At 60.7% G+C, this 22,537-nt stretch carries 23 protein-coding genes; 14 read left to right on the forward strand and 9 right to left on the reverse strand.

Annotated features, from left to right (window positions below):
* The first annotated feature begins 5 nt into the window (after nucleotides 1-5).
* From PSEBG33_RS26430 to PSEBG33_RS26415, 4 genes are all read left to right on the forward strand, one after another.
* Nucleotides 6-1,304, forward strand: coding sequence for a cytochrome c (locus tag PSEBG33_RS26430; protein WP_005783419.1), 1,299 nt, complete (start codon nucleotides 6-8; stop codon nucleotides 1,302-1,304).
* Between the two features lie 81 nt (nucleotides 1,305-1,385).
* Nucleotides 1,386-2,444 carry a PA0069 family radical SAM protein gene (locus tag PSEBG33_RS26425; protein WP_005783420.1) on the forward strand — a complete coding sequence of 353 codons (1,059 nt, stop codon included), beginning with the start codon at nucleotides 1,386-1,388 and terminating at the stop codon, nucleotides 2,442-2,444.
* A 229-nt stretch (nucleotides 2,445-2,673) separates the two neighbouring features.
* Nucleotides 2,674-3,402 (forward strand): carbonic anhydrase, encoded by a 729-nt coding sequence (locus PSEBG33_RS26420; RefSeq protein ID WP_005783421.1) that lies wholly within the window; start codon nucleotides 2,674-2,676, stop codon nucleotides 3,400-3,402.
* A gap of 85 nt (nucleotides 3,403-3,487) precedes the next feature.
* Nucleotides 3,488-5,029: a SulP family inorganic anion transporter gene (locus PSEBG33_RS26415; protein WP_005783422.1), complete on the forward strand. Its 1,542-nt coding sequence runs from the start codon at nucleotides 3,488-3,490 to the stop codon at nucleotides 5,027-5,029.
* A 128-nt stretch (nucleotides 5,030-5,157) separates the two neighbouring features.
* On the opposite strand, the gene PSEBG33_RS26410 is transcribed toward PSEBG33_RS26415, so the two are convergent.
* Nucleotides 5,158-5,805 carry a hypothetical protein gene (locus PSEBG33_RS26410; protein ID WP_005783423.1) on the reverse strand — a complete coding sequence of 216 codons (648 nt, stop codon included), beginning with the start codon at nucleotides 5,803-5,805 and terminating at the stop codon, nucleotides 5,158-5,160.
* 369 nt (nucleotides 5,806-6,174) lie between these two features.
* On the opposite strand from PSEBG33_RS26410, the gene coxB reads away from it, so the two are divergent.
* From coxB to PSEBG33_RS26390, 4 genes are all read left to right on the forward strand, one after another.
* Complete coding sequence (coxB, locus tag PSEBG33_RS26405) at nucleotides 6,175-7,302, forward strand: cytochrome c oxidase subunit II (RefSeq protein ID WP_005783424.1); 1,128 nt, start codon at nucleotides 6,175-6,177, stop codon at nucleotides 7,300-7,302.
* Between the two features lie 58 nt (nucleotides 7,303-7,360).
* Nucleotides 7,361-8,944 carry a cytochrome c oxidase subunit I gene (ctaD, locus tag PSEBG33_RS26400; protein WP_005783425.1) on the forward strand — a complete coding sequence of 528 codons (1,584 nt, stop codon included), beginning with the start codon at nucleotides 7,361-7,363 and terminating at the stop codon, nucleotides 8,942-8,944.
* A gap of 63 nt (nucleotides 8,945-9,007) precedes the next feature.
* The gene (locus PSEBG33_RS26395; RefSeq protein WP_005783426.1) at nucleotides 9,008-9,559 is read left to right on the forward strand and encodes a cytochrome c oxidase assembly protein; all 552 of its coding nucleotides are present in this window, start codon (nucleotides 9,008-9,010) and stop codon (nucleotides 9,557-9,559) included.
* A 35-nt stretch (nucleotides 9,560-9,594) separates the two neighbouring features.
* The gene (locus tag PSEBG33_RS26390) at nucleotides 9,595-10,482 is read left to right on the forward strand and encodes a cytochrome c oxidase subunit 3 (RefSeq protein ID WP_005783427.1); all 888 of its coding nucleotides are present in this window, start codon (nucleotides 9,595-9,597) and stop codon (nucleotides 10,480-10,482) included.
* 6 nt (nucleotides 10,483-10,488) lie between these two features.
* Here PSEBG33_RS26390 and PSEBG33_RS26385 read toward each other — a convergent pair whose 3' ends face one another.
* Nucleotides 10,489-10,692, reverse strand: coding sequence for a twin transmembrane helix small protein (locus tag PSEBG33_RS26385; RefSeq protein ID WP_005783428.1), 204 nt, complete (start codon nucleotides 10,690-10,692; stop codon nucleotides 10,489-10,491).
* Nucleotides 10,693-10,724: 32 nt separating this feature from the next.
* Here PSEBG33_RS26385 and PSEBG33_RS26380 point away from each other — a divergent pair, with 32 nt between their 5' ends.
* From PSEBG33_RS26380 to PSEBG33_RS26360, 5 genes are read left to right on the forward strand one after another with little or no spacing between them, the layout of a single operon-like run.
* The gene (locus PSEBG33_RS26380) at nucleotides 10,725-11,489 is read left to right on the forward strand and encodes an SURF1 family protein (RefSeq protein ID WP_005783429.1); all 765 of its coding nucleotides are present in this window, start codon (nucleotides 10,725-10,727) and stop codon (nucleotides 11,487-11,489) included.
* On the forward strand, nucleotides 11,455-12,039 hold the full coding sequence (locus tag PSEBG33_RS26375; protein WP_005783430.1) for a hypothetical protein: 585 nt from the start codon (nucleotides 11,455-11,457) through the stop codon (nucleotides 12,037-12,039). The genes PSEBG33_RS26380 and PSEBG33_RS26375 overlap by 35 nt, the downstream gene beginning before the upstream one ends.
* A gap of 10 nt (nucleotides 12,040-12,049) precedes the next feature.
* A complete protein-coding gene (locus PSEBG33_RS26370) occupies nucleotides 12,050-13,129 on the forward strand; it encodes a COX15/CtaA family protein (RefSeq protein ID WP_005783431.1) in 1,080 nt (359 codons plus the stop codon).
* Nucleotides 13,117-14,016: a heme o synthase gene (gene cyoE, locus PSEBG33_RS26365; protein ID WP_005783432.1), complete on the forward strand. Its 900-nt coding sequence runs from the start codon at nucleotides 13,117-13,119 to the stop codon at nucleotides 14,014-14,016. Before PSEBG33_RS26370 ends, cyoE begins: the two co-directional genes overlap by 13 nt.
* On the forward strand, nucleotides 14,013-14,648 hold the full coding sequence (locus PSEBG33_RS26360) for an SCO family protein (RefSeq protein WP_005783433.1): 636 nt from the start codon (nucleotides 14,013-14,015) through the stop codon (nucleotides 14,646-14,648). The genes cyoE and PSEBG33_RS26360 overlap by 4 nt, the downstream gene beginning before the upstream one ends.
* A 78-nt stretch (nucleotides 14,649-14,726) precedes the next feature.
* Here the strand turns inward: PSEBG33_RS26360 and PSEBG33_RS26355 are convergent, their stop codons facing one another.
* From PSEBG33_RS26355 to PSEBG33_RS26345, 3 genes are read right to left on the reverse strand one after another with little or no spacing between them, the layout of a single operon-like run.
* Nucleotides 14,727-15,497, reverse strand: coding sequence for a MetQ/NlpA family ABC transporter substrate-binding protein (locus PSEBG33_RS26355; protein ID WP_005783434.1), 771 nt, complete (start codon nucleotides 15,495-15,497; stop codon nucleotides 14,727-14,729).
* A 51-nt stretch (nucleotides 15,498-15,548) separates the two neighbouring features.
* Complete coding sequence (locus tag PSEBG33_RS26350; protein WP_005783435.1) at nucleotides 15,549-16,223, reverse strand: methionine ABC transporter permease; 675 nt, start codon at nucleotides 16,221-16,223, stop codon at nucleotides 15,549-15,551.
* On the reverse strand, nucleotides 16,223-17,230 hold the full coding sequence (locus PSEBG33_RS26345) for a methionine ABC transporter ATP-binding protein (protein WP_005783436.1): 1,008 nt from the start codon (nucleotides 17,228-17,230) through the stop codon (nucleotides 16,223-16,225). Before PSEBG33_RS26345 ends, PSEBG33_RS26350 begins: the two co-directional genes overlap by 1 nt.
* A 265-nt stretch (nucleotides 17,231-17,495) precedes the next feature.
* Between PSEBG33_RS26345 and katE the strand changes: the two genes are divergently transcribed.
* Nucleotides 17,496-19,637, forward strand: coding sequence for a catalase HPII (gene katE / locus PSEBG33_RS26340; protein WP_005783437.1), 2,142 nt, complete (start codon nucleotides 17,496-17,498; stop codon nucleotides 19,635-19,637).
* Between the two features lie 100 nt (nucleotides 19,638-19,737).
* Here katE and PSEBG33_RS26335 read toward each other — a convergent pair whose 3' ends face one another.
* Genes PSEBG33_RS26335 through zur form a run of 4 tightly spaced genes read right to left on the reverse strand, consistent with a single transcriptional unit; the run spans nucleotide 19,738 to nucleotide 22,528 of the window.
* The gene (locus tag PSEBG33_RS26335) at nucleotides 19,738-20,457 is read right to left on the reverse strand and encodes a PA5502 family lipoprotein (RefSeq protein WP_005783438.1); all 720 of its coding nucleotides are present in this window, start codon (nucleotides 20,455-20,457) and stop codon (nucleotides 19,738-19,740) included.
* Between the two features lie 37 nt (nucleotides 20,458-20,494).
* Entirely contained in the window at nucleotides 20,495-21,283 is a 789-nt protein-coding gene (gene znuB / locus PSEBG33_RS26330) for a zinc ABC transporter permease subunit ZnuB (protein ID WP_005783439.1), read from the reverse strand.
* Complete coding sequence (gene znuC / locus PSEBG33_RS26325) at nucleotides 21,276-22,046, reverse strand: zinc ABC transporter ATP-binding protein ZnuC (RefSeq protein WP_005783440.1); 771 nt, start codon at nucleotides 22,044-22,046, stop codon at nucleotides 21,276-21,278. Before znuC ends, znuB begins: the two co-directional genes overlap by 8 nt.
* Nucleotides 22,046-22,528 (reverse strand): zinc uptake transcriptional repressor Zur, encoded by a 483-nt coding sequence (gene zur, locus PSEBG33_RS26320; protein ID WP_005783442.1) that lies wholly within the window; start codon nucleotides 22,526-22,528, stop codon nucleotides 22,046-22,048. Before zur ends, znuC begins: the two co-directional genes overlap by 1 nt.
* Nucleotides 22,529-22,537 lie beyond the last annotated feature (9 nt).

Genomic DNA, 22,537 nt, shown 5'->3' on the forward strand with positions numbered 1-22,537 from the left:
TGACCATGAAAGCACTCGTTATCGCCTCCCTGGCGCTCTTCAGCAGCTGCTCGGTGAGCGCTGCGGAATCTGACTTGATCAAGCAGGGTGAATACCTGGCACGTGCCGGCGACTGCGTGGCTTGCCACACCGCCAAAGGCGGCAAACCCTTCGCCGGTGGCCTGCCGATGGAAACGCCCATCGGCGTGATCTATTCCACCAACATCACCCCAGACAAGACCGGCCTGGGCGACTACAGCTTCGAAGACTTCGACAAGGCTGTGCGCCATGGCGTCGCCAAGAACGGCAGTACGCTTTACCCGGCGATGCCCTATCCGTCCTACGCGCGTGTCAGCGATAGCGATATGCAAGCGCTGTATGCGTACTTCATGAAGGGCGTCGAGCCGGTCGTCCAAGAGAACAAGGACAGCGATATCCCCTGGCCTTTGAGTATGCGTTGGCCGTTGGCCGCGTGGCGCTGGATGTTTGCGCCGGCGGTCGAGGCGCAACCGTCACCAGCCGCAGCGGATCCGGTGATCAGCCGTGGCGCGTATTTGGTGGAAGGCCTGGGACACTGCGGCGCCTGCCATACGCCGCGTGCCCTGACCATGCAGGAAAAAGCCCTGAGCGCCACTGACGGCAACGACTTCCTGTCCGGCAGCGCGCCGTTGGAGGGCTGGATTGCGAAAAGCCTGCGTGGCGACCACAAGGACGGCCTCGGCAGCTGGAGCGAAGAGCAACTGGTGCAGTTTCTCAAGACCGGTCGCAGTGACCGCAGTGCGGTGTTCGGTGGTATGAGCGATGTTGTCGTCCACAGCATGCAGTACATGTCAGAAGATGACTTGACCGCTATCGCCCGTTACCTCAAGAGCCTGCCGGCGGTGGACCCCAAGGATCAGCCGCACCAGTACGACAAGCAGGTGGCCGAGGCGCTTTGGAAAGGTGATGACAGCAAACCGGGCGCCTCGGTGTATATCGACAACTGCGCGGCCTGCCACCGCACCGATGGTCATGGCTATACGCGGGTGTTCCCGGCGTTGGCGGGTAACCCTGTAGTGCAGACGGCGGACGCCACGTCGTTGATCAACATTGTGTTGAACGGCGGTACCTTGCCGGCGACGCATACCGCGCCGTCCACCTTCACCATGCCGGCGTTCGCCTGGCGCCTGTCGGACCAGGAAGTAGCCGATGTGGTCAGTTTTATCCGTGGCAGCTGGGGTAACCAAGGTGCGCCGGTAAACGCCAGCGATGTGGCAGGCCTGCGCAAAAGCGATATGCGCACTACGTCGGGTGATGATCTGGGGCAGGTGACGCAAAAGCACTGATCCCACTCTAGCCGCCCAACGGCACTGGTCAGCAACCCCGCGCCTCGATACTGTATATAAAAACAGTATCGAGGCGTTTTCATGACTACTGCGCTGCCGCCCCGGGGTCGGGGTACGGCCACCAACCTGCACAACCGGTTTGCACCTACGCTCAGCGTGGCCGAGGACGATGGCTGGTACAAGGAAGTGCCGCCCACTCAAGGCACCGAAGTGCGTATCGAAACGGCCAAGACCATCATCACCCGCAACAACTCGCCGGACTTGCCGTTTGATCGCTCGATCAACCCTTACCGTGGTTGTGAGCATGGGTGCATCTATTGTTACGCGCGGCCCAGCCATGCCTATTGGGACATGTCCCCGGGGCTCGACTTCGAGACCCGGCTGATTGCCAAGAGCAATGCGGCCGATGTGCTGGAGCAGCAGCTGTCCAAGCCTGGCTATGTGTGCGCGCCGATCAACCTGGGCTCTAACACCGATCCGTACCAGCCTATCGAACGCGAATACAGGATCACGCGGCAAACCCTTGAAGTGCTGCTACGCTACCGTCACCCGGTGACGATCATCACCAAGGGCTCGCTGATCCTGCGTGATCTGGACCTGCTCACCGAGTTGGCCCGTCAGCGCCTGGTGGCGGTGATGATCAGCCTCACCAGCCTGGATGACGAGCTCAAGCGCATCCTGGAGCCACGCACGGCGGCGCCCAAGGCGCGGTTGCGGGCCATTCGGGTGATGCGCGACGCAGGTATTGCGGTGGGTGTGCTGTGCTCACCGATGATTCCGATGATCAACGACAGTGAGCTGGAAAGCCTGCTGGCCGAGGCTCATGCGGCCGGTGCGCAAAGCGCGGCGTACATGATGCTGCGCCTGCCGTTGGAAGTGGCGCCGCTGTTCGAGGAGTGGCTGGCGGCACACTACCCGCAGCGTGCGGCTCATGTGATGAGCCTGGTGCGTCAGGTACGCGGCGGTGAGGTGTATGACAGCCGCTTCGGTGTGCGCATGCGGGGTGAAGGGCCCTTTGCCGATTTGCTGGCTCAACGCTTCAGCAAGGCGATCAAGCGTTTGGGGCTGAATCGACGCGAAGGATTCAACCTGGATTGCACCGCATTCTGCCCCCCGGGCAGACAGATGGCATTGTTGTAAACTGAAGAAGATGGCGGTGAATTTACCGTAGGAATAGTCGCCTTTTGACATCAATGAAACCCGCGATCTAGAGCGTTTCATTCAGTTTGAGTTAAGTTTCAGCGGTTACCTTGTTCAGCGAGTGACTGACGAGTCGGTGCCCTGGTCTGCGGTGGTTTTTACAACTATTTCAGTGCCCTGGCGTCGAACTGACCTGAACCCTCCCCTGCATTGATCAAGAGGATGAATCATGAGTGACAAGGATAAACAGCCGTTGGCTGCGTCGGCTTCAGCCCCTGTGGCGGAGTCCGCCGATGCAGCGCTGCAACACATCGTTGACGGTTTTTTGCATTTCCATCACGACGTCTTCCCCCAGCAGGAAGAACTCTTCAAGAAACTTGCCACGGCCCAGAGCCCGCGGGCAATGTTCATTACCTGCGCCGACTCGCGCATCGTGCCCGAGCTGATTACCCAAAGCTCCCCGGGCGACCTGTTCGTGACCCGTAACGTCGGTAACGTGGTGCCTCCCTACGGCCAAATGAACGGTGGCGTCTCCACGGCCATCGAGTATGCGGTGCTTGCCCTTGGCGTACAGCACATCATTGTGTGTGGGCACTCCGACTGCGGCGCGATGCGCGCGGTACTCAACCCAGACAGCCTGGAAAAGATGCCGACGGTCAAGGCATGGCTGCGTCACGCCGAGGTCGCCAAGACCATGGTCCATGACAACTGCGACTGCGCCAACGAAGGCGAGAGCATGGCGGTGCTGACCGAAGAAAACGTTATCGCCCAACTGCAACATTTGCGCACCCACCCTTCCGTGGCTTCGCGCATGGCCAATGGTCATTTGTTTATCCATGGCTGGATCTACAACATCGAGACCAGCGAAATTCGGGCCTACGATGCGGACAAAGCGGCGTTCCGACCGCTGAACGGCACCGAGCCGATCCCTTCAGCGACGCCTAAAGCGCGCTTCTAAAACACTTCCCTGCCGGGTAACGCGGTGGCTGCCATGGACGCAGCCAGGCTTTACCGCGCCCGGCGAATGCCTCGGGAGAGTCATCATGCGTGCTGCTCAATTGAAAGCTGTTTTGCCACGAGAGCTGCTCGCCTCGGTGGTTGTTTTTCTGGTTGCCTTGCCGCTGTGCATGGGCATTGCGATCGCATCCGGTATGCCGCCGGCCAAGGGGCTGATCACCGGGATCATCGGTGGCCTGGTGGTGGGCTGGTTGGCTGGGTCGCCGCTGCAAGTCAGCGGCCCGGCGGCTGGTTTGGCGGTACTGGTGTTCGAACTGGTGCGCCAACACGGCATGATGATGCTGGGGCCGATCCTGCTGCTGGCCGGCTTCCTGCAGCTGGTGGCCGGGCGCTTGCGCCTGGGTTGCTGGTTTCGTGTCACCGCGCCGGCGGTTGTCTACGGCATGTTGGCGGGGATCGGCGTGTTGATTGTGCTTTCGCAGATCCATGTGATGCTCGATGGGGCGCCCAAGCCATCCGGGCTGGATAACCTGGCAGGCTTCCCGGCGGCGGTGGCTGAAGCGCTTCCGACCCTGGGTGGCGGGCTCGGGTGGCAGGCCGGCCTGCTCGGTCTGTCGACCATGTTGGTCATGTACCTGTGGGACAAATTCCGCCCGCGGCAATTGCGTTTTGTGCCGGGCGCCCTGCTGGGGGTGGGGCTGGCGACCGTCACCAGCCTGGTGCTGGCCCTGCAGGTCAAGCGCGTGGAGGTCCCGGAAAATCTCGCGGATGCCATTGACTGGCTGCGCCCCAGCGATCTGCTCAACCTAGCCGACCCACAGCTATTGATCGCAGCTTTCGCCGTAGCGTTTATCGCCAGCGCCGAAACCCTGCTGTCTGCCGCAGCGGTGGATCGTATGCACAGCGGCCAGCGTTCCGATTTCGATAAGGAATTGTCTGCCCAAGGTGTCGGCAACATGCTCTGCGGCCTGGTGGGTGCCCTGCCGATGACCGGCGTGATCGTGCGCAGCTCGGCCAACGTCCAGGCCGGGGCCACCACTCGGTTGTCGGCGATGTTCCATGGCCTGTGGTTGCTCGGTTTCGTGCTCTTGCTGTCGAGCGTGCTGCAAAGCATTCCGGTCGCGAGCCTGGCGGGTGTGCTGGTGTACACCGGGATCAAGCTGGTGGACGTCAAGGCGTTCAAGGCGCTGGGGCGTTACGGGCGGATGCCGATGTTCACCTATGCGGCCACGGCACTGGCGATCATCTTCACCGACTTGCTGACCGGTGTGCTGGTGGGCTTCGGACTTACGCTGCTCAAACTGGCCTTCAAGGCTTCGCGGCTGAAAGTCAGCTTGATCGACCTGCCTCAAGAGGGGGAGATGGAGCTGCGCTTGACGGGTGCGGCGACCTTTCTGAAAGTGCCGGCGCTGACTCAGGTGCTGTCGGCGGTGCCTGCGGGGACCACGTTGCATGTTCCGCTGAGTAACTTGAGTTACATCGACCACTCTTGTCTGGAGTTGCTGGAGGAGTGGGGACGGGCCAATGCGGCCAAGGGCTCGACGCTGGTGATCGAGGCACGGGGATTGAAGCGCCGGCTGGAAGGCCGGGTGCGTACGACGGTGGGGATAGGATCAGCGCCTGTCTGAGCGCCAAAAAATTGTGGGAGCCGGGCTTGCCCGCGATGGCGTAGTGTCAGCCAACAAATTAGCTGACTGACCCACCACCATCGCGGGCAAGCCCGGCTCCCACATTGGATCTTTATCGGATCTGAAATTTACGCCATCTGATCCAGCGTCAGCTCAACCCCAAGCTGGCGTGACAGGCATGGCCAGCGCTTCCACGCCGCTTCGGTTTCCGGGCTTTTGAGCTGTTCGCGATAGGCCTCGACCGACTCCAGCGCAAAGCTGTCTTCGTTGAGCATTTCATCCACCGCATGGTGTACGGCTTCATCCAATTGGTTGGCGAATGTTTCGCCGATCAATTGATGGGCAATCACGTTGGCCACGGTGGTATCCGCCGGAATCAACGGCTGGCCGAAATGCTTGATATACAGATCGTTGACCTCCTCCACCAAGCGATGGGCCAGGTAAGCTTCGTCCAGCAGGCCGTCCAGACCTTCGTGGCCGGCCAGGATCGCGGGGGGTTGCAGGAAGAAGTGTTCGGCGATTTTCAGCACCGGCTTGATCTGGCTTTCAATTCCGGCCTCGCGGGCCACGTCATTGGCCGCGTCCAGCAAATCGGGAACCAGGTCGATGTAAGCGGTGACAAAGCGCGTCATAACGATGTTGCGATCACCGTCAGCCAGGGAAATGGCCGAGTGCAGGTGCGGCAATTGTTGTCCCAACTGAGTGGCAAGTTGGCCGGTGCTGGCTTCGTGTTGATGGGCACGGGAAATCTGCTCGCGCAATGCGGCGGTGTTCATGAAGGCTCCAGTGAAACAGGCGTAGGAAAAGGGAGAGGATAAGGTAGTTCGTTTATACGAGCGCCTAAGACGCATTTGTCATAATTATTTCATGGTTATACGCAGGCGTTATATCGAAATGCCATCGTTCGTCGGATAAACGATTCCGCCGCCCATTTTACGGGGTCCGTCTGTCTGTTTCTATTCATTTGCCCCCACACATTGCGGGGTTGCTAGGGCTGTCTATACTCGATTTTGTACGCAATTAGCTGATGACGCCCAACTGCATGGCGCAGGCAAGGCTTGGCGGTTGTAAGCAGTATGGAAGCCGCTCCCTTGGCCGCAGGTGCAAACCGGCGGGATAACAAGAAACATAAAGGGGAACCCGCAATGACGCGACATCCACACGTATGGATGGGCCTCCTGTTGTGGTCGGTATTCGGCCAGGCGCACGCCGCCTGGACAACGAATATGGCGCCAGGGGCTACTGAAGTCAGTCACGCCGTGTTTGACCTGCACATGACCATTTTCTGGATCTGTGTGGTGATCGGCATCGTCGTGTTTGGCGCGATGTTCTGGTCGATGATTTTGCACCGGCGATCCACGGGCCAGGTCGCGGCCAAGTTCCACGAGAGCACCACGGTGGAAATTCTCTGGACGGTCGTGCCTCTGCTGATCCTGGTGGCCATGGCGATTCCGGCGACCAAGACCCTGATCAACATCTACGACAGCAGTGAGTCGGATATCGATATCCAGGTCACCGGCTACCAGTGGAAGTGGCACTACAAATACCTGGGCCAGGATGTGGAGTTCTTCAGCAACCTGGCCACGCCCGCCGAGCAGATTCATAACCAGGCCACCAAGGGCGAACATTACCTGTTGGAAGTCGACCAGCCGCTGGTGTTGCCGGTGGGTGCCAAGGTGCGCTTTCTGGTGACCGCCGCCGACGTGATCCACTCCTGGTGGGTGCCGGCCTTTGCGGTCAAGCGCGATGCCATCCCGGGCTTCGTCAACGAGGCCTGGACCCGTGTCGAGAAACCCGGCATCTACCGCGGCCAGTGCGCCGAGCTTTGCGGCAAGGACCACGGCTTCATGCCCATCGTGGTCGAGGTCAAGTCCAGGGCCGACTACGACACCTGGCTCGGCGAGCGCAAGGAAGAAGCGGCCAAGCTCAAGGAGTTGACCTCCAAAGAGTGGACGCTGGACGAACTGGTGGCCCGTGGCGACAAGGTCTATCACACCACCTGTGTTGCCTGTCACCAGGCTGAGGGCCAAGGTTTGCCGCCGATGTTCCCGGCGCTCAAGGGCTCGAAAATCGCTACCGGCCCCGCCGCCGATCACCTGGGCATCGTCTTCCACGGTAAGCCCGGCACCGCGATGGCAGCCTTCGGCAAACAACTCTCGGAAGTGGATATCGCCGCCGTGGTGACTTACGAGCGTAACGCCTGGGGCAATAACAAAGGCGACATGGTCACGCCCAAAGACGTGCTGGCTTTGAAACAGGCCGAAAGCAAATGACTACTTTCAACGCCAATACCCTGAATCGCCCCGCTCACTCGCTTGCAGGAGAACGGCCATGAGCACTGTGATTGACCACGGTCATGCCGACCATGCCCACGGCCCCGCCAAAGGCTTGATGCGCTGGGTGCTGACCACCAACCACAAAGACATCGGCACGATGTACCTGTGGTTTGCCTTCACCATGTTCCTGCTCGGTGGCTCGTTTGCCATGGTGATCCGCGCCGAGCTGTTTCAGCCGGGTCTGCAGATCGTGCAACCGGCGTTTTTCAACCAGATGACCACCATGCACGGCTTGATCATGGTGTTCGGCGCGGTGATGCCGGCCTTCGTCGGGCTGGCCAACTGGATGATCCCGCTGATGATCGGCGCGCCGGACATGGCCCTGCCGCGCATGAACAATTTCAGCTTCTGGCTGCTGCCGGCGGCGTTCCTGCTGCTGGTTTCCACCTTGTTCAGCCCCGGTGGCGGGCCGAACTTCGGTTGGACTTTCTATGCGCCGCTTTCCACCACCTATGCGCCGGAAAGCGTGACGTTCTTTATCTTTGCCATCCACCTGATGGGCATCAGTTCGATCATGGGCGCGATCAACGTGGTCGCCACCATCCTCAATCTGCGTGCCCCCGGCATGACCTTGATGAAAATGCCCTTGTTCGTGTGGACCTGGCTGATCACTGCGTTCCTGCTGATCGCGGTGATGCCGGTGCTGGCGGGCTGCGTGACCATGATGCTGATGGATATCCACTTCGGTACCAGCTTCTTCAGCGCGGCCGGTGGCGGTGATCCGGTGCTGTTCCAGCATGTGTTCTGGTTCTTTGGCCATCCCGAGGTGTACATCATGATTCTGCCGGCGTTTGGCGCCGTCAGCTCGATCATCCCGACCTTCTCGCGCAAGCCGCTGTTTGGCTACACCTCGATGGTCTACGCCACGGCGAGCATCGCGTTCCTGTCGTTTATCGTCTGGGCGCACCACATGTTCGTGGTGGGCATTCCGCTGGTGGGTGAGTTGTTCTTCATGTATGCCACCCTGCTGATCGCCGTGCCCACGGGGGTGAAGGTATTCAACTGGGTCAGCACCATGTGGCAGGGCTCGCTGACGTTCGAGACGCCGATGCTGTTTGCGGTGGCCTTCGTGATCCTGTTCACCATTGGCGGCTTCTCCGGGCTGATGCTGGCGATTGCCCCGGCGGACTTCCAGTACCACGACACCTACTTTGTGGTGGCGCACTTCCATTACGTACTGGTGCCCGGCGCGATCTTCGGGATCTTCGCTTCGGCCTACTACTGGCTGCCGAAATGGACTGGCCACATGTACGACGAAACCCTGGGCAAGTTGCATTTCTGGCTGTCTTTCGTGGGCATGAACATGGCGTTCTTCCCCATGCACTTTGTAGGGCTGGCGGGTATGCCGCGGCGGGTGCCGGACTACAACCTGCAATTCGCCGACTTCAACATGGTTTCGTCCATTGGTGCCTTTATGTTCGGCGCCACACAGATCTTCTTCCTGTTCATTGTCATCAAGTGCATCCGTGGGGGTACGCCGGCACCGGCCAAGCCCTGGGATGGCGCCGAGGGCCTGGAATGGAGCGTGCCCTCGCCCGCGCCGTATCACACCTTCACCACACCGCCGGAGGTCAAATGAATACCTCTGTGTGTTGCGAACGCGGTCCATGTGGGAGGGGCGCACCAGCCTTGGGTGAGTGTCATGGCTGAGTCCGTACCGATCAAACGCCTGGTCACCCGCCTGCTGATCCTGGTACTGGCGATGTTCGCCTTCGGCTTCGCGCTGGTGCCGATCTACGACGTGATGTGCAAGGCCTTCGGCATCAATGGCAAGACCGCCGGGCAGTACGAGGGCGAGCAAATGGTCGACCCCTCACGTCAGGTTCGGGTGCAGTTTCTGTCCACCAACGCCATCGACATGGTCTGGGAATTTCATTCCAAGGCCGATGAGATTGTGGTCAACCCGGGGGCGGTCAACGAGATGCTGTTCGTGGCTTACAACCCCACCAATAAGCCGATGACCGCCCAGGCGATCCCGAGTATTTCCCCGGCCGAAGCGGCCATGTATTTCCACAAGACCGAATGCTTTTGCTTCACCCAGCAAGTGCTTCAGCCGGGTGAGCGTATCGAGATGCCGGTGCGTTTTATCGTCGATCGGGCGATGCCCAAGGATGTGAAGCATTTGACCCTGGCGTACACGCTGTTCGATATCACTGCGCGCCAACCGCCGGTGGCCGCGAGGACCGGGGGCTAGCTACTGTTTGCCCCCTCAATCAGGAGAGCGAATACATGTCGACTCATGATACGTACTACGTACCAGCGCAAAGCAAATGGCCGATAATTGCCACGATTGGCCTGCTGGTCACCGTGTACGGCCTGGCGGTGTGGTTCAACGACTTGAAGGCTGCGCGCCCCGAATCCCACGGGCCGTGGATCTTTTTCGTCGGCGGTCTGTTATTGGCCTACATGCTGTTTGGCTGGTTCGGTGCTGTGATCAAGGAAAGTCGCGACGGGCTGTACAGCGCGCAAATGGACCGCTCGTTTCGCTGGGGCATGACCTGGTTCATCTTTTCGGAGGTGATGTTCTTTATCGCGTTCTTCGGTGCACTGTTTTATGTGCGGCACATGTCGGCGCCGTGGCTGGCAGGTGAGGGCTCTAAAGGCGTTGCGCATATGCTGTGGCCGAACTTCGAGTTCGCCTGGCCCTTGCTCAATAACCCTGACCCCAAGCTCTATCCTGCGCCTGAAGGCACCATCAGCCCGTGGGGCCTGCCGTTGGTGAATACCATCCTGCTGGTGAGTTCCAGCGTGACCATCACCATCGCCCACCATGCCCTGCGTAAAGGCCATCGGGGTGCGCTGAAGATCTGGCTGGCGATCACCGTGCTGCTGGGCCTGGCGTTTCTCGGGTTCCAGGCCGAGGAGTACATCCACGCCTATAAAGAACTGGGCCTGACTCTGGGTTCAGGGGTATACGGCGCCACGTTCTTCATGCTAACGGGCTTTCACGGCGCCCACGTAACCATCGGCACCATCATTTTATTCGTGATGCTGATGCGCATCCTGCGTGGGCATTTCAACGCCGAGCACCAGTTCGGCTTCGAGGCGGCCAGTTGGTATTGGCACTTTGTGGACGTGGTGTGGATCGGGTTGTTTTTCTTTGTTTATGTGCTGTGAGGCGGATTACCAAGGCGCATGAGAGACCAGTTGGCCGCTGAAAAAGCCCCAGGCGATCAAGCCCACGGTGATCACGGCCAGTACCACACGCACGGTCAAGGCAGTGACGAGGCGGTTGGAGTTGCCCTCGTCCTTGACCAGGAAGAACAGGCCACTGAACAGGCTCACGACAGTCGCGATCAGCATCATGGCAATGGCTGCTTTGAGCATGGTCTGGCTCCAGGGCTACAGAGGGAGGGGCGATGAGATCCAGTATAGCCAGTGCCATGCAGCGCTTTCGTCCAGGTATCGCGCCGACGCTGGTGGTGCTGGTGTTGCTGCCGCTCATGGTGAGCCTGGGGTTCTGGCAACTGTCCCGTGGGCATGAAAAACAGCTGCTGGTGGAGCGTTATGCCGAGCGCCGCGCTGCCGAGCCGATCAGCAGCGCGCAGCTCAATGATATGGCCGACCCTGCCTTTCGCCGCGTCCATCTTCGCGGGCAATTAGACGCTGCGCACAGCGTATTGCTGGATAACCGTATGCGTGACGGCAAGGCGGGTGTCGAGCTGCTGCAACCCTTTCAGGACCAGGCCAGCGGCCTGTGGCTACTGCTTAATCGTGGCTGGTTGCCGTGGCCGGACCGGCGCACGCCGCCGGCCTTCTCCACGCCTGAGCAGGCATTGAATCTCGACGCGTGGGTGTACGTCGCCCCCGGCGAGACCTTCCAGCTGCATCCCGACCCTGCCAGCGCGCAATGGCCACGCTTGCTCACTGCACTGCATCCCGCCGCGCTGTGGAGCGAGCTGGGGCGCAGCGGCTTTGCCTACGAACTACGTGCCGAAGCGGGCCCCGGTACGTACGAAACCACCTGGCCAATCGTTGCCATGGGCCCGGAAAAACACTTGGCCTACGCCGTGCAGTGGTTCGCCATGGCACTGGCGTTGCTGGTGCTTTACCTCTACCTCGGATGGCACAACAAAAAGGAGAAGCCCCATGGGAGCGGCCATGAATCCACCCAGCACGTCTGAAACGCCGGACCGGCGCAAAGGGCGCTGGCAGCTGATTTTGATCCTCATGATGGTGATCGGTCCGATGGCGCTGGCCACCTTCATGTACAAGTTGCAGTTCTGGGTGCCGGACAGCCGCAGCTATCACGGTGAACTGATCGGCAACGGCCAGACCCGTGCCGATATCGGCGTGCAGGCCGGCGAAGGTCGGTGGCAACTGTTGGTCACTGCACCCACCGCCTGCGCCGCCGATTGCCAACAACTGGTGTACCTGGCGCGCCAGCTGCAAATCAGCCTTGGCCGTGATGCGTCCCGCGCCAATCATGCCCTGGCGGCTGCGCAACCGCTGAGCACCGACTACGAGGCCAAGCTCAAGGCTGAATACCCACAACTGCAGCGCTACCCGCTGGATGTGTCGACCTTTGCCAGGAACGCCGCGGCGCCCGGCGAGGCTCAACTGTGGATCGTCGACCCCCACGGCAACCTGGTGCTGCGCTACGACGCCAAGGTCAAGGGCAAGGACTTGCTCAACGACCTGCGCCTGCTGCTGAAACTGTCGAACATCGGATAGGGGCACCGTCATGGCCAAGCCTGGATTTCGCCTCGCGCTGTTTGCCACCTTGCTGGCGCTGATCGTCGTGCTGCTCGGCGCCTATACCCGGCTGACCCACGCGGGGCTCGGCTGCCCGGACTGGCCCGGTTGCTACGGCTTTATCAGCGTGCCGCAAAGCGCAGCCCAGTTGGCCCACGCCGAACTGCATTTTCCGGATACGCCGGTAGAGGCCGATAAGGGCTGGGCAGAAATGACCCATCGCTACTTCGCCGGCACCCTGGGTCTGCTGATCGCGCTGCTGGCGGCGCGTGCGTGGAGCCATCGACGCGACCCGGGCCATCCGGTGAAGCTGCCATTGTTTGTATTGGTGGTGGTGTTCGCCCAGGCGGCCTTTGGCATGTGGACGGTGACCTTGAAGCTGTGGCCACAAGTCGTCACCGGGCACCTGTTGGGTGGTTTTGCGACCTTGAGCTTGCTGTTTTTGCTGACCCTGCGTTTATCCGGCGTGCTGCCGGCGCTGATCGTGCCCAGGCGCCTGCAATATTGGGCAACGGCGGGGCTGGTACTGGTAATCGGGCAGATCGCGCTGGGCGGTTGGGTCAGTTCCAACTACGCGGCCGTGGCCTGTGTCGACCTGCCGACCTGCCACGGCCAGTGGTGGCCGGCGGCGGATTTTGCCAATGGCTTTCACCTGACCCAGCATATCGGCCCCAATTACCTGGGCGGCCAACTTGATAGCGAGGCGCGCACGGCGATCCACCTGACCCATCGCATCGGCGCGGTACTGGTCACCTTGGTGCTATTGGGGTTGGCCTGGCAACTGCGTGCAGTGGGCATGACGCGGTTGGCGGGCTTGCTGCTGATCGCCCTGTCTGCGCAAATCTGCCTGGGTGTGAGCAATGTGGCGTTCGGCCTGCCGCTGCCGGTGGCGGTGGGTCACAACGCGGGTGGAGCGGCCTTGTTGCTGAGCCTGGTGCTGGTCAATTACCACGCCCGCACGAGCCTGGTCCGGGTTCGCGACCCACTGCCGCTGGGTTGGCGGTTTGTCCCGCGCAAACAGGTATCAGGCCTGATCACCCTTAAAGGAGAGATGCCATGGCGACCCTGATCGGCGCAGGTCACGATCGGGCAATCTGGCGTGACTATCTGGAGCTGACCAAGCCCAAAGTGGTGGTGCTGATGCTGATCACCTCGCTGGTGGGCATGTTCCTGGCCACCCGCGCTGGCGTGCCGTGGACGGTGCTGGTGTTCGGTAACCTGGGCATTGCCCTGTGTGCAGGCGGCGCGGCGGCGGTGAACCATGTGGTTGATCGGCGGATTGATGCGCTGATGGCGCGCACCCATAAGCGGCCACTGGCTGAGGGCCGTGTATCGCCCGCTGCAGCATTGGCCTTTGCGTTGTTGCTGGCGGTGGCGGGCCTGGCGCTGCTGTTGGCGTTCACCAACCCGCTGGCGGCCTGGCTGACATTGGCGTCGCTGCTCGGGTACGCGGTGATCTATACCGGCTTTCTCAAGCGAGCGACCCCGCAAAATATCGTCATCGGTGGCCTCGCCGGGGCAGCACCGCCGCTGCTGGGTTGGGTGGCCGTCACCGGGCATGTGAGTGCCGAGCCGCTGCTGTTGGTGCTGATTATCTTCGCCTGGACCCCGCCGCACTTCTGGGCCCTGGCCATTCACCGCAAAGAGGAATACGCCAAGGCCGACATCCCCATGTTGCCGGTCACCCATGGCGAGCACTACACCAAGGTGCATATCCTGCTATATACCTTCGCTTTGCTGGCGGTGAGCCTGATGCCCTATGTCATCCATATGAGTGGCGTGCTCTACCTGGCCTGCGCCCTGGTTTTGGGCGCACGCTTTCTGCAATGGGCCTGGGTGCTGTACCGTGGCACCCAGCCGCACGCGGCGATCAACACGTTCAAGTACTCTATCTGGTACTTGCTGTTGCTGTTTATCGCCCTGCTCGTAGACCACTACTTACTGTTGAACCTATGACTCGAACTCAAAAAACCGTCTTCATCCTCGTGGCCCTGGTGGCGTTGATCATGGGCCTGACCGTCAACAAAGTGCTCTCGGGCAAAGGCCAGGGTGACCCCACCGCGCTGATCGACGCCGGCATCATCCTGCTGCCGCAAAGCCGCCAGTTGCCCGCAGTGAGCATGACCAACCAGGACGGCCAGCCGGTGCTGGCCAATGAATTGAAAGGCAAGTGGAGCCTGTTGTTCTTCGGCTACACCTTCTGCCCGGATATCTGCCCGACCACCCTCGCCCAGCTGCGCCAGATCAAGAGCGAGCTGCCCAAAGAGGCTGTGGATAAGTTGCAGGTGATTTTGGTCAGCGTCGATCCGAACCGCGATACTCCGGCCCAGCTCAAGCAGTACCTGGGTTACTTCGACCCGCAATTCCAGGGCCTGACCGGCGCGAATGTTGAGGATGTGCAGAAGGTTTCGAATGCCGTGAGCATCCCCTTCATTCCGGCAGATACCAGCAAGCCGAACTACACCGTGGACCACAGCGGCAACCTGGCGCTGATCGGCCCGGACGGTACCCAGCGTGGGTTTATCCGTGCGCCGTTGAACAACCAGAAGCTGGTAGCGCAGTTACCAGGCTTGCTACAGCGCAAGTAGCAGGCAACACAAAGCAAATGTGGGAGGGGGCAAGCCCCCTCCCACATTTTGATCTCCGGTGTGTTGGAGATCGGGGCATCAGAACGCCGGCTTGATCGCGCCTTTGTACTTCTCTTCGATGAATTTTTTCACTTCAGGCGTGTGCAAAGCTGCAACCAGCTTCTTCACTGCGTCCGAATCCTTGTTGTCTTCGCGGGTCACCAGAATGTTCACATAAGGCGAGTCGCTGCCTTCGATGACCAGGGCGTCCTTGGATGGGTCCAGCTTGGCTTCCAGGGCGTAGTTGGTGTTGATCAGCGCCAGGTCGACCTGGGTCAGCACGCGTGGCAGGGTGGCGGCTTCCAGTTCGCGGAACTTAAGTTTTTTATCGTTGCCGGTGATGTCCTTGATGGTCGACAGGATGTTGGTCGGGTCCTTCAGGGTGATCAGACCGTTCTTGGCCAGCAGCAACAGCGCACGACCGCCGTTGGTGGCGTCGTTAGGGATCACCACGTTGGCGCCGTCAGGCAGGTCGGCCAGTTTCTTGTACTTGCTGGAGTAGGCACCCAGGGGTTCCAGGTGCACGCCGCCAACGCTCACCAGGTGAGTGCCCTTGGCCTTGTTGAACTCATCCAGGTACGGCTGGTGCTGGAAGAAGTTGGCGTCCAGGCGTTTTTCAGCCACTTGCACGTTTGGCTGCACGTAATCGGTGAAAACTTTGACCTGCAAATCCACGCCTTCTTTGGCAAGGGCAGGCTTCACGAATTCGAGGATTTCCGCATGAGGCACCGGCGAGGCGGCGACCTTGATCGTCTCGGCATGGGCGGAAAACGCGGCAACGGCAGCGAAGGCAACCAGTAGTTTTTTCATCCAGCAAGCTCCTTGTTCGGGCATCTGCCGGCTGTGAGCCGGCAATGGCCGTTATTTTCGAGAAAAATGCACCACCAGCCTGTCGCCGACGGTTTGCAGAATTTGCACCAGGATCAACAGCATTACCACGGTGACTACCATCACATCGGTCTGGAAGCGCTGGTAACCAAAACGGATCGCCAGGTCACCCAGGCCACCAGCACCGACTACACCGGCCATGGCCGTGTAGGAAACCAGTGTAATCGCAGTCACCGTAATCGCCGCGAAAATGCCGGGGCGCGCCTCGGGCAACAAGGCGTTGGTGATGATCTGGCGAGTGCTTGCACCCATGGATTGGGTGGCTTCGATGATGCCGCGGTCGACTTCGCGCAGGGCCGTTTCTACCAGCCGCGCAAAGAATGGCGTAGCACCTACGACCAGCGGCGGGATCGCGCCGGCAACGCCCAGCGATGTACCGGTGATCAGGACGGTGAACGGAATCATCACGATCAACAGGATGATGAACGGCAGCGAGCGCAGGATATTCACGATCAGCGACAGCAGCGCGTACAGGCCTTTTTGTTCGAACAGCTGGCGCGGGCTGGTCAGGAACAGCAGCACACCCAGAGGCAGGCCCAACAGCACGGTGAAGAACAGCGAGCCGAACAGCATGGTCATGGTGTCGCCGGTGGCGAGCCAGATTTCGGACCAGTCGATATTGGCAAAGAAGCTCAGGAAAACGTCCATCAGCGCAGGACCTCCATGTGAACGTCGGCGGCGGTGAAGCGCGCAAACGCGGCGTCCATGTCACCGCCGGTGACGGCGAGGGTCAGTTGCCCGTAAGGGATGTCTTTGATGCGGTCGATACGACCGGCCAGGATGCTGTAGTCCACGCCTGTTTCGCGAGCGACGGTACCTAGCAATGGCGCGTAGGTCGCATCGCCCTGGAACGTCAGGCGTACGATACGGCCCGGCACGTGGGCGAAGTCGTCGCGCTGCTCGCCTTCGTCAACCTGTTCGGCTTCCTGAACGAAACGCTTGGTGGTCGGATGCTTTGGGTGCAGGAACACATCGGCGACCGAACCTTGCTCGACGATCACGCCAGCGTCCATTACTGCGACCTGGTCACACACGCGGCGGATCACATCCATTTCATGGGTGATCAGCACGATGGTCAGGTTCAGTTCGCGGTTGATCTCGGCCAGCAGTTGCAAAACCGACGCGGTGGTCTGTGGGTCGAGGGCGCTGGTGGCTTCGTCGCACAGCAGGATCTTTGGCTTGGTCGCCAGAGCGCGGGCAATACCGACGCGCTGTTTCTGACCGCCGGACAACTGCGCCGGGTACTTCCTGGCGTGGTCCGACAGGCCGACGCGAGCAAGCAGCTCAGCCACACGCTGGTCGATCTCCTTGCGCGACAATTCACCGGCAAGCGTCAGTGGCAGAGCGACGTTGTCGGCCACGGTCTTGGACGCCAGCAGGTTGAAGTGCTGGAAGATCATCCCGACCTGCTGGCGGAAGCGACGCAGGCCGTTGGCATCCAGGGCGGTGACTTCTTCACCGTCGACCGTGATCTGCCCGCCGCTGGGTTCTTCCAGGCGGTTGATCAGGCGCAGCAGTGTGCTTTTACCCGCACCCGAGTGGCCAATCAGGCCAAACACCTGGCCATTGGCGACGCGCAGACTGGTGGGGTGCAGTGCGGGGATATCCTTACCGGCGACGCGGTAGGTTTTATGGACGTTTTGAAACTCGATCACGTAGCGAACCTTGTGGGGCGCATTGAAAAGGGATCAGCGGTTAGCCGGGCGCGCATTTTAGCCTGTCCATCTAGTGTTTCTTAGCATTTATTTCGTATCCATCCAGCGATTTGGCAATAACGAGACCAAAGGTCATAAAAAAGGAACGGCGCAAAACCCTGTCAGTCACTACTTAAGCAATTCGATCTCCCGGGTGCCGTGCCTGGGGTTTCGCTCAAACGAGCCGGGGACCGCTCTGGCCACTTTGACTAAGGAGTTTTGACTGATGAGTACCAAGAAGCCAGCCACCCCGCCCAAGAGTGAAGTCGCGGGCACTGATACCCTGGACCGAGGCAATACCAACGCCAAATTGCAGGCGTTGGAAGAATTCCGTTCCGATGCGACCGGCCAGGCCCTGCGCACCAACCAGGGCGTGAAGATTTCCGACAACCAGAACAGCCTGAAAGTCGGCGCCCGTGGCCCTTCGCTGCTGGAAGACTTCATCATGCGTGAAAAGATCACGCACTTTGACCATGAGCGTATCCCTGAGCGCATCGTGCATGCCCGTGGTACCGGCGCCCATGGTTATTTCCAGAGCTATGGTGACCATTCGGCGCTGACCAAGGCCGGTTTCCTGCGTACGCCCGAGCATAAAACGCCGGTATTCGCGCGTTTTTCCACGGTGCAGGGCCCGCGCGGTTCCGGCGACACCGTGCGCGATGTGCGCGGTTTTGCCGTGAAGTTCTTCACCGACGAAGGCAACTTCGACCTGGTGGGCAACAACATGCCGGTGTTTTTCATTCAGGATGCGATCAAGTTTCCTGACTTTGTACACGCGGTAAAACCTGAGCCGCACAACGAGATTCCTACCGGCGGCTCGGCACACGACACCTTCTGGGATTTCGTGTCGTTGCAGCCGGAGTCGGCGCACATGGTGATCTGGGCCATGTCTGACCGGGCGATTCCAAAAAGCCTGCGCGCCATGCAGGGTTTTGGTGTGCACACCTTCCGCTTGATCAACACCGACGGTAAATCCAGCTTCGTGAAATTTCACTGGCGCCCAAAAGTAGGCACCTGCTCCCTGGTATGGGACGAGGCGCAAAAGCTGGCCGGTAAGGACACCGACTATCACCGCCGTGACTTATGGGAATCGATTGAGAGCGGCGATTACCCCGAGTGGGAACTGGGTGTGCAGATCGTGGCGGAAGAAGACGAACACAAGTTCGATTTCGACTTGCTCGACCCGACCAAAATTATCCCTGAAGAGCTGGTGCCGATCACGCCGCTGGGCAAGATGGTGCTCAACCGTAACCCGGATAACTTCTTCGCTGAAGTCGAGCAGGTCGCGTTTTGCCCTGGCCATATCGTGCCGGGCATCGACTTTACCAACGACCCGCTGCTGCAAGGCCGCTTGTTTTCCTACACGGATACGCAGATCAGTCGGTTGGGCGGCCCCAACTTCCATGAGATTCCGATCAACCGCCCGGTGGTGCCTTTCCATAACGGCCAGCGCGACGCTCAACATCGCACCGTGATCGATAAAGGGCGGGCCTCGTACGAGCCGAACTCGATTGATGGTGGCTGGCCGAAAGAAACGCCTGCCGGTCCTGCCGATGGAGGTTTCGAGTCCTACTACGAGCGCGTCGATGCCAATAAGGTGCGCGAGCGCAGCGAGTCGTTCGGCGACCATTTCTCCCAGGCCACGTTGTTCTACAACAGCATGAGCCACCACGAGAAAGAGCACATCATCGCGGCCTACAGCTTCGAGTTGGGCAAGGTTGAGCGCGAGTTTATCCGGGCGCGCCAAGTCAACGAGATCCTGGCCAACATTGACCTGGAACTGGCCAAGCGCGTGGCGCAGAACCTGGGCTTGCCTGCGCCGACCAAAGGCACAGTGCCCGCACGTGAAACATCGCTGAAGGAATCACCGGCATTAAGCCAGGTGAATTTGCTGTCTGGCGATATCAAGACGCGCAAAGTGGCGATTCTGGCGGCTAACGGCGTTGATGGTGCGGCAATTGATGCGCTCAAGGCAGCGCTGGAGGCAGAGGGTGCCCATGCCAAGTTGCTGGGCCCGACTTCGGCGCCTGTGACCACTGCCGATGGCAAGACGCTACCCGTAGACGCTTCGATGGAAGGCATGCCGTCCATTGCCTTCGACGCGGTGTTTATCCCGGGCGGTAAGGAGTCGGTGAAGGCGTTGAGCGGCGATGGCGTGGCGTTGCATTACGTACTGGAAGCGTACAAGCACCTCAAGGCGATTGCGGTGGCCAGTGATGTGAAACCGTTGCTGGACTTGCTGAAGCTGGAAGCGGATGCGGGGTTGATCGTGGGCGCTGATGCCAAGGCCTTCAAGGCGTTCTTTGCTGCGATTGCCCAGCATCGGGTTTGGGAGCGGGAGCCGAAATCCAAGGCGATTCCGGCTTAAATTATCGGTTTTTTGTTAGATCGTCATCGCAGGCATGCCAGCTCCCACACTTGAATGTGTTCACCCTTCAAATGTGGGAGCTGGCTTGCCTGCGATGCTTTTAGTCCGCCTTGCGCGGAATCAGCACAACCTGCGCCGGAATGTGTTTCAGGATCTGCCGGTGAATCTTCAGGTCATACCCCGAATCAATTCGCTTCACCCGTTTGGTCAGCAATGTGGCCAGCCACGGGTAATCCTGGGTGCGTGGCACCTGGATGCTGACATCGCACTGGTAATTCACCACGTCGGTGGCGATGGCATCCAACTGATGACGCATGTCTTCGACATCCGCGAGGTTCAGCGCCACGGTGGTGCTCGGCGCTGCGGGGTCGATGACCTTGGCCGCAGGCTTGGCTTCGGCGGCTTTCAACGCGGCTTCTGCCTGATCCAGCTCGGCCTTGCGCGCATGGCTGATGGCGCTGTTGACGCCACCGGTCAGTGCCGGGGCTTTTGGCATCAGTGCGCGGGCCCGGCTCAGGGCGGTGGCGGCGGCGTTGACATCGCCTTTTTGCAGCACGATCTGGCTGCGCTGCAGGTAGGCTTCGGCCAGTTGACGCTGATAGGCCTCAAGTGCGGGATCGTTGGGGGACTGGGCCTGCAACGCCGCAAGTTGGTCTTCGGCGGTTGCCAGCTCGCTGCTGGCCAGGTTTTGCTCCAGCTGCGCGATGGCCACAGCGCGTGCGTCCGGGGCCTCGGGGGCAGCGGGCGGCGTGCTTTGACAGGCACCCAGCAGCAGGGAAAATGCGGCAAGGAGCAGATAACGGGAGGTGAACGGCTTCATTCCTGCGACTCTCTATTTGCGCAAAAAGCGAGCAAGTCTACACCCCTCGACGGGGCAGGACAAAACTCAGCAGAAACAGGGCGGCCGCCGTAACCACAATCGACGGCCCGGCTGGCGTGTCCTTGAACCAGGACAGCGCCAGGCCCCCGCACACTGCACACATTCCCAGGAGGCTGGCGCCGATTGCCATCTGCTCCGGTGAGCGGGCATGACGCTGGGCGGCGGCGGAGGGAATGATCAGCAGCGACGTGATCAACAATACGCCGACTATCTTCATCGCGACAGCGATCACCACGGCGATGAGCAACATCAGGGCCATGCGCAGCCCTGCGACGGGCAAGCCTTCCACCCTGGCGAGTTCTTCATGCACGGTGATCGCCAGCATCGGGCGCCACAGGGCCACCAACAACACCAGTACGCCAGCGCTGCCGCCGAGGATCCAGGCCAGGTCAGTCGGGCTGATCGCCAGCAGGTCGCCGAACAGGTAGGCCATCAGGTCGATGCGCACTTCATGCATGAAGCTCAATACCACCAGGCCCAGGGACAGGGTGCTTGGCGCGAGGATGCCCAGCAGGGTGTCGGAGGCCAGCGGCTGGCGTTGTTGCAAGGTCACCAGCAGTACCGCCAGCAGCAGGCAGCCCACGGTCACGGCGATGGTCGGGCTCACGTCCAGCAGAAAGCCCATGGCCACGCCCAGCAACGCCGCATGGGACAAGGTGTCACCGAAATAGGCCATGCGGCGCCAGACCACAAACGAGCCCAGCGGGCCTGCCACCAGTGCCAGAGCCAAGCCTGCCAGCAGGGCGTAGAGCAGAAAATCAGCCATGCTTGCAGCTATCTCCATGAACGTGGGGAGTATCGACAACGGCACCATGCAGGTCATGGGCGTGGTCGTGATGATGGTGGTAGATCGCCAGGCTCTGGGCGTTTTTGCCGAACAGTTCCACGAACGCCGGGTCGCCACTGACCTGTTCCGGGTGGCCGGAGCAGCACACGTGGCGGTTGAGGCAGACCACCTGGTCGGTGGTGCTCATCACCAGGTGCAGATCATGGGAGACCATCAGCACGCCGCAGCCATGGCGGTCGCGCAGGCGGGTGATCAGGCTGTACAGCTCGGCCTGGCCGGCGACGTCGACGCCTTGTACGGGCTCATCGAGCACCAGCAACTCTGGCTCGCGCAACAAGGCGCGGGCCAGCAGCACGCGCTGCATTTCGCCGCCGGAGATGCTTTGTACCGGGCTGTCGATCACCTGCTCGGCGCCGACTTCCTTGAGCGCGGCCTGTGCACGGGCGCGGTCGACACCGGGCACCAGGCGCAGGAAGCGCAATACGGACAGCGGCAGGGTCGGGTCCACATGCAGTTTTTGCGGCATATAGCCCACGCGCAGTTTGGGCTTGCGCCATACACTGCCACTGTCGGGCTTGAGCAGGCCAAGCACGGCGCGCACCAAGGTGGTCTTGCCTGCGCCATTGGGGCCGATCAACGTGACGATTTGCCCCGGCTCCACGCTCAGCGCGATGTTTTCCAGCACGTTCTGCCCGGCGAACGTGACGCCGACCTGCTCCAGACGGATCAACGCGTTGCTCATCAAGCCCCCTGGCAGCCCGCGCACAGGCCGACCACTTCAACCGTTTGCCCCTCGACCTTGAAGCCGACGTCGGCAGAGCTTTGGATAATGGCGTCACTGATGCTTTTTTGTTCAAGCTCGATGGCCGCGTGGCACTCGCGACAGATCAGAAACTGGCCCTGGTGCGCGTGCTCCGGGTGGTTGCAGCCGACAAACGCGTTGAGCGAGGCGATACGGTGAACCAAGCCATTTTCCAGCAGGAAATCCAGTGCGCGGTACACGGTGGGCGGTGCAGCGCGGCGGCCGTCTTGTTCGCTGAGTACGCCAAGAATGTCGTACGCGCCCAGCGGTTTGTGGCTCTGCCACACCAACTCCAGCACCCGGCGACGCAAGGCGGTCAGGCGCAAGCCTTTTTGTGCGCACAGGGTATCGGCCTCTGACAATGCGGTGTGCACGCAGTGAGAGTGGTCGTGGGGACGGCTGGCAAGCGGTGTTTTAGGCATGAGCGGCGA

Source organism: Pseudomonas synxantha BG33R (assembly GCF_000263715.2).
GTDB lineage: Bacteria > Pseudomonadota > Gammaproteobacteria > Pseudomonadales > Pseudomonadaceae > Aquipseudomonas > Aquipseudomonas synxantha_A.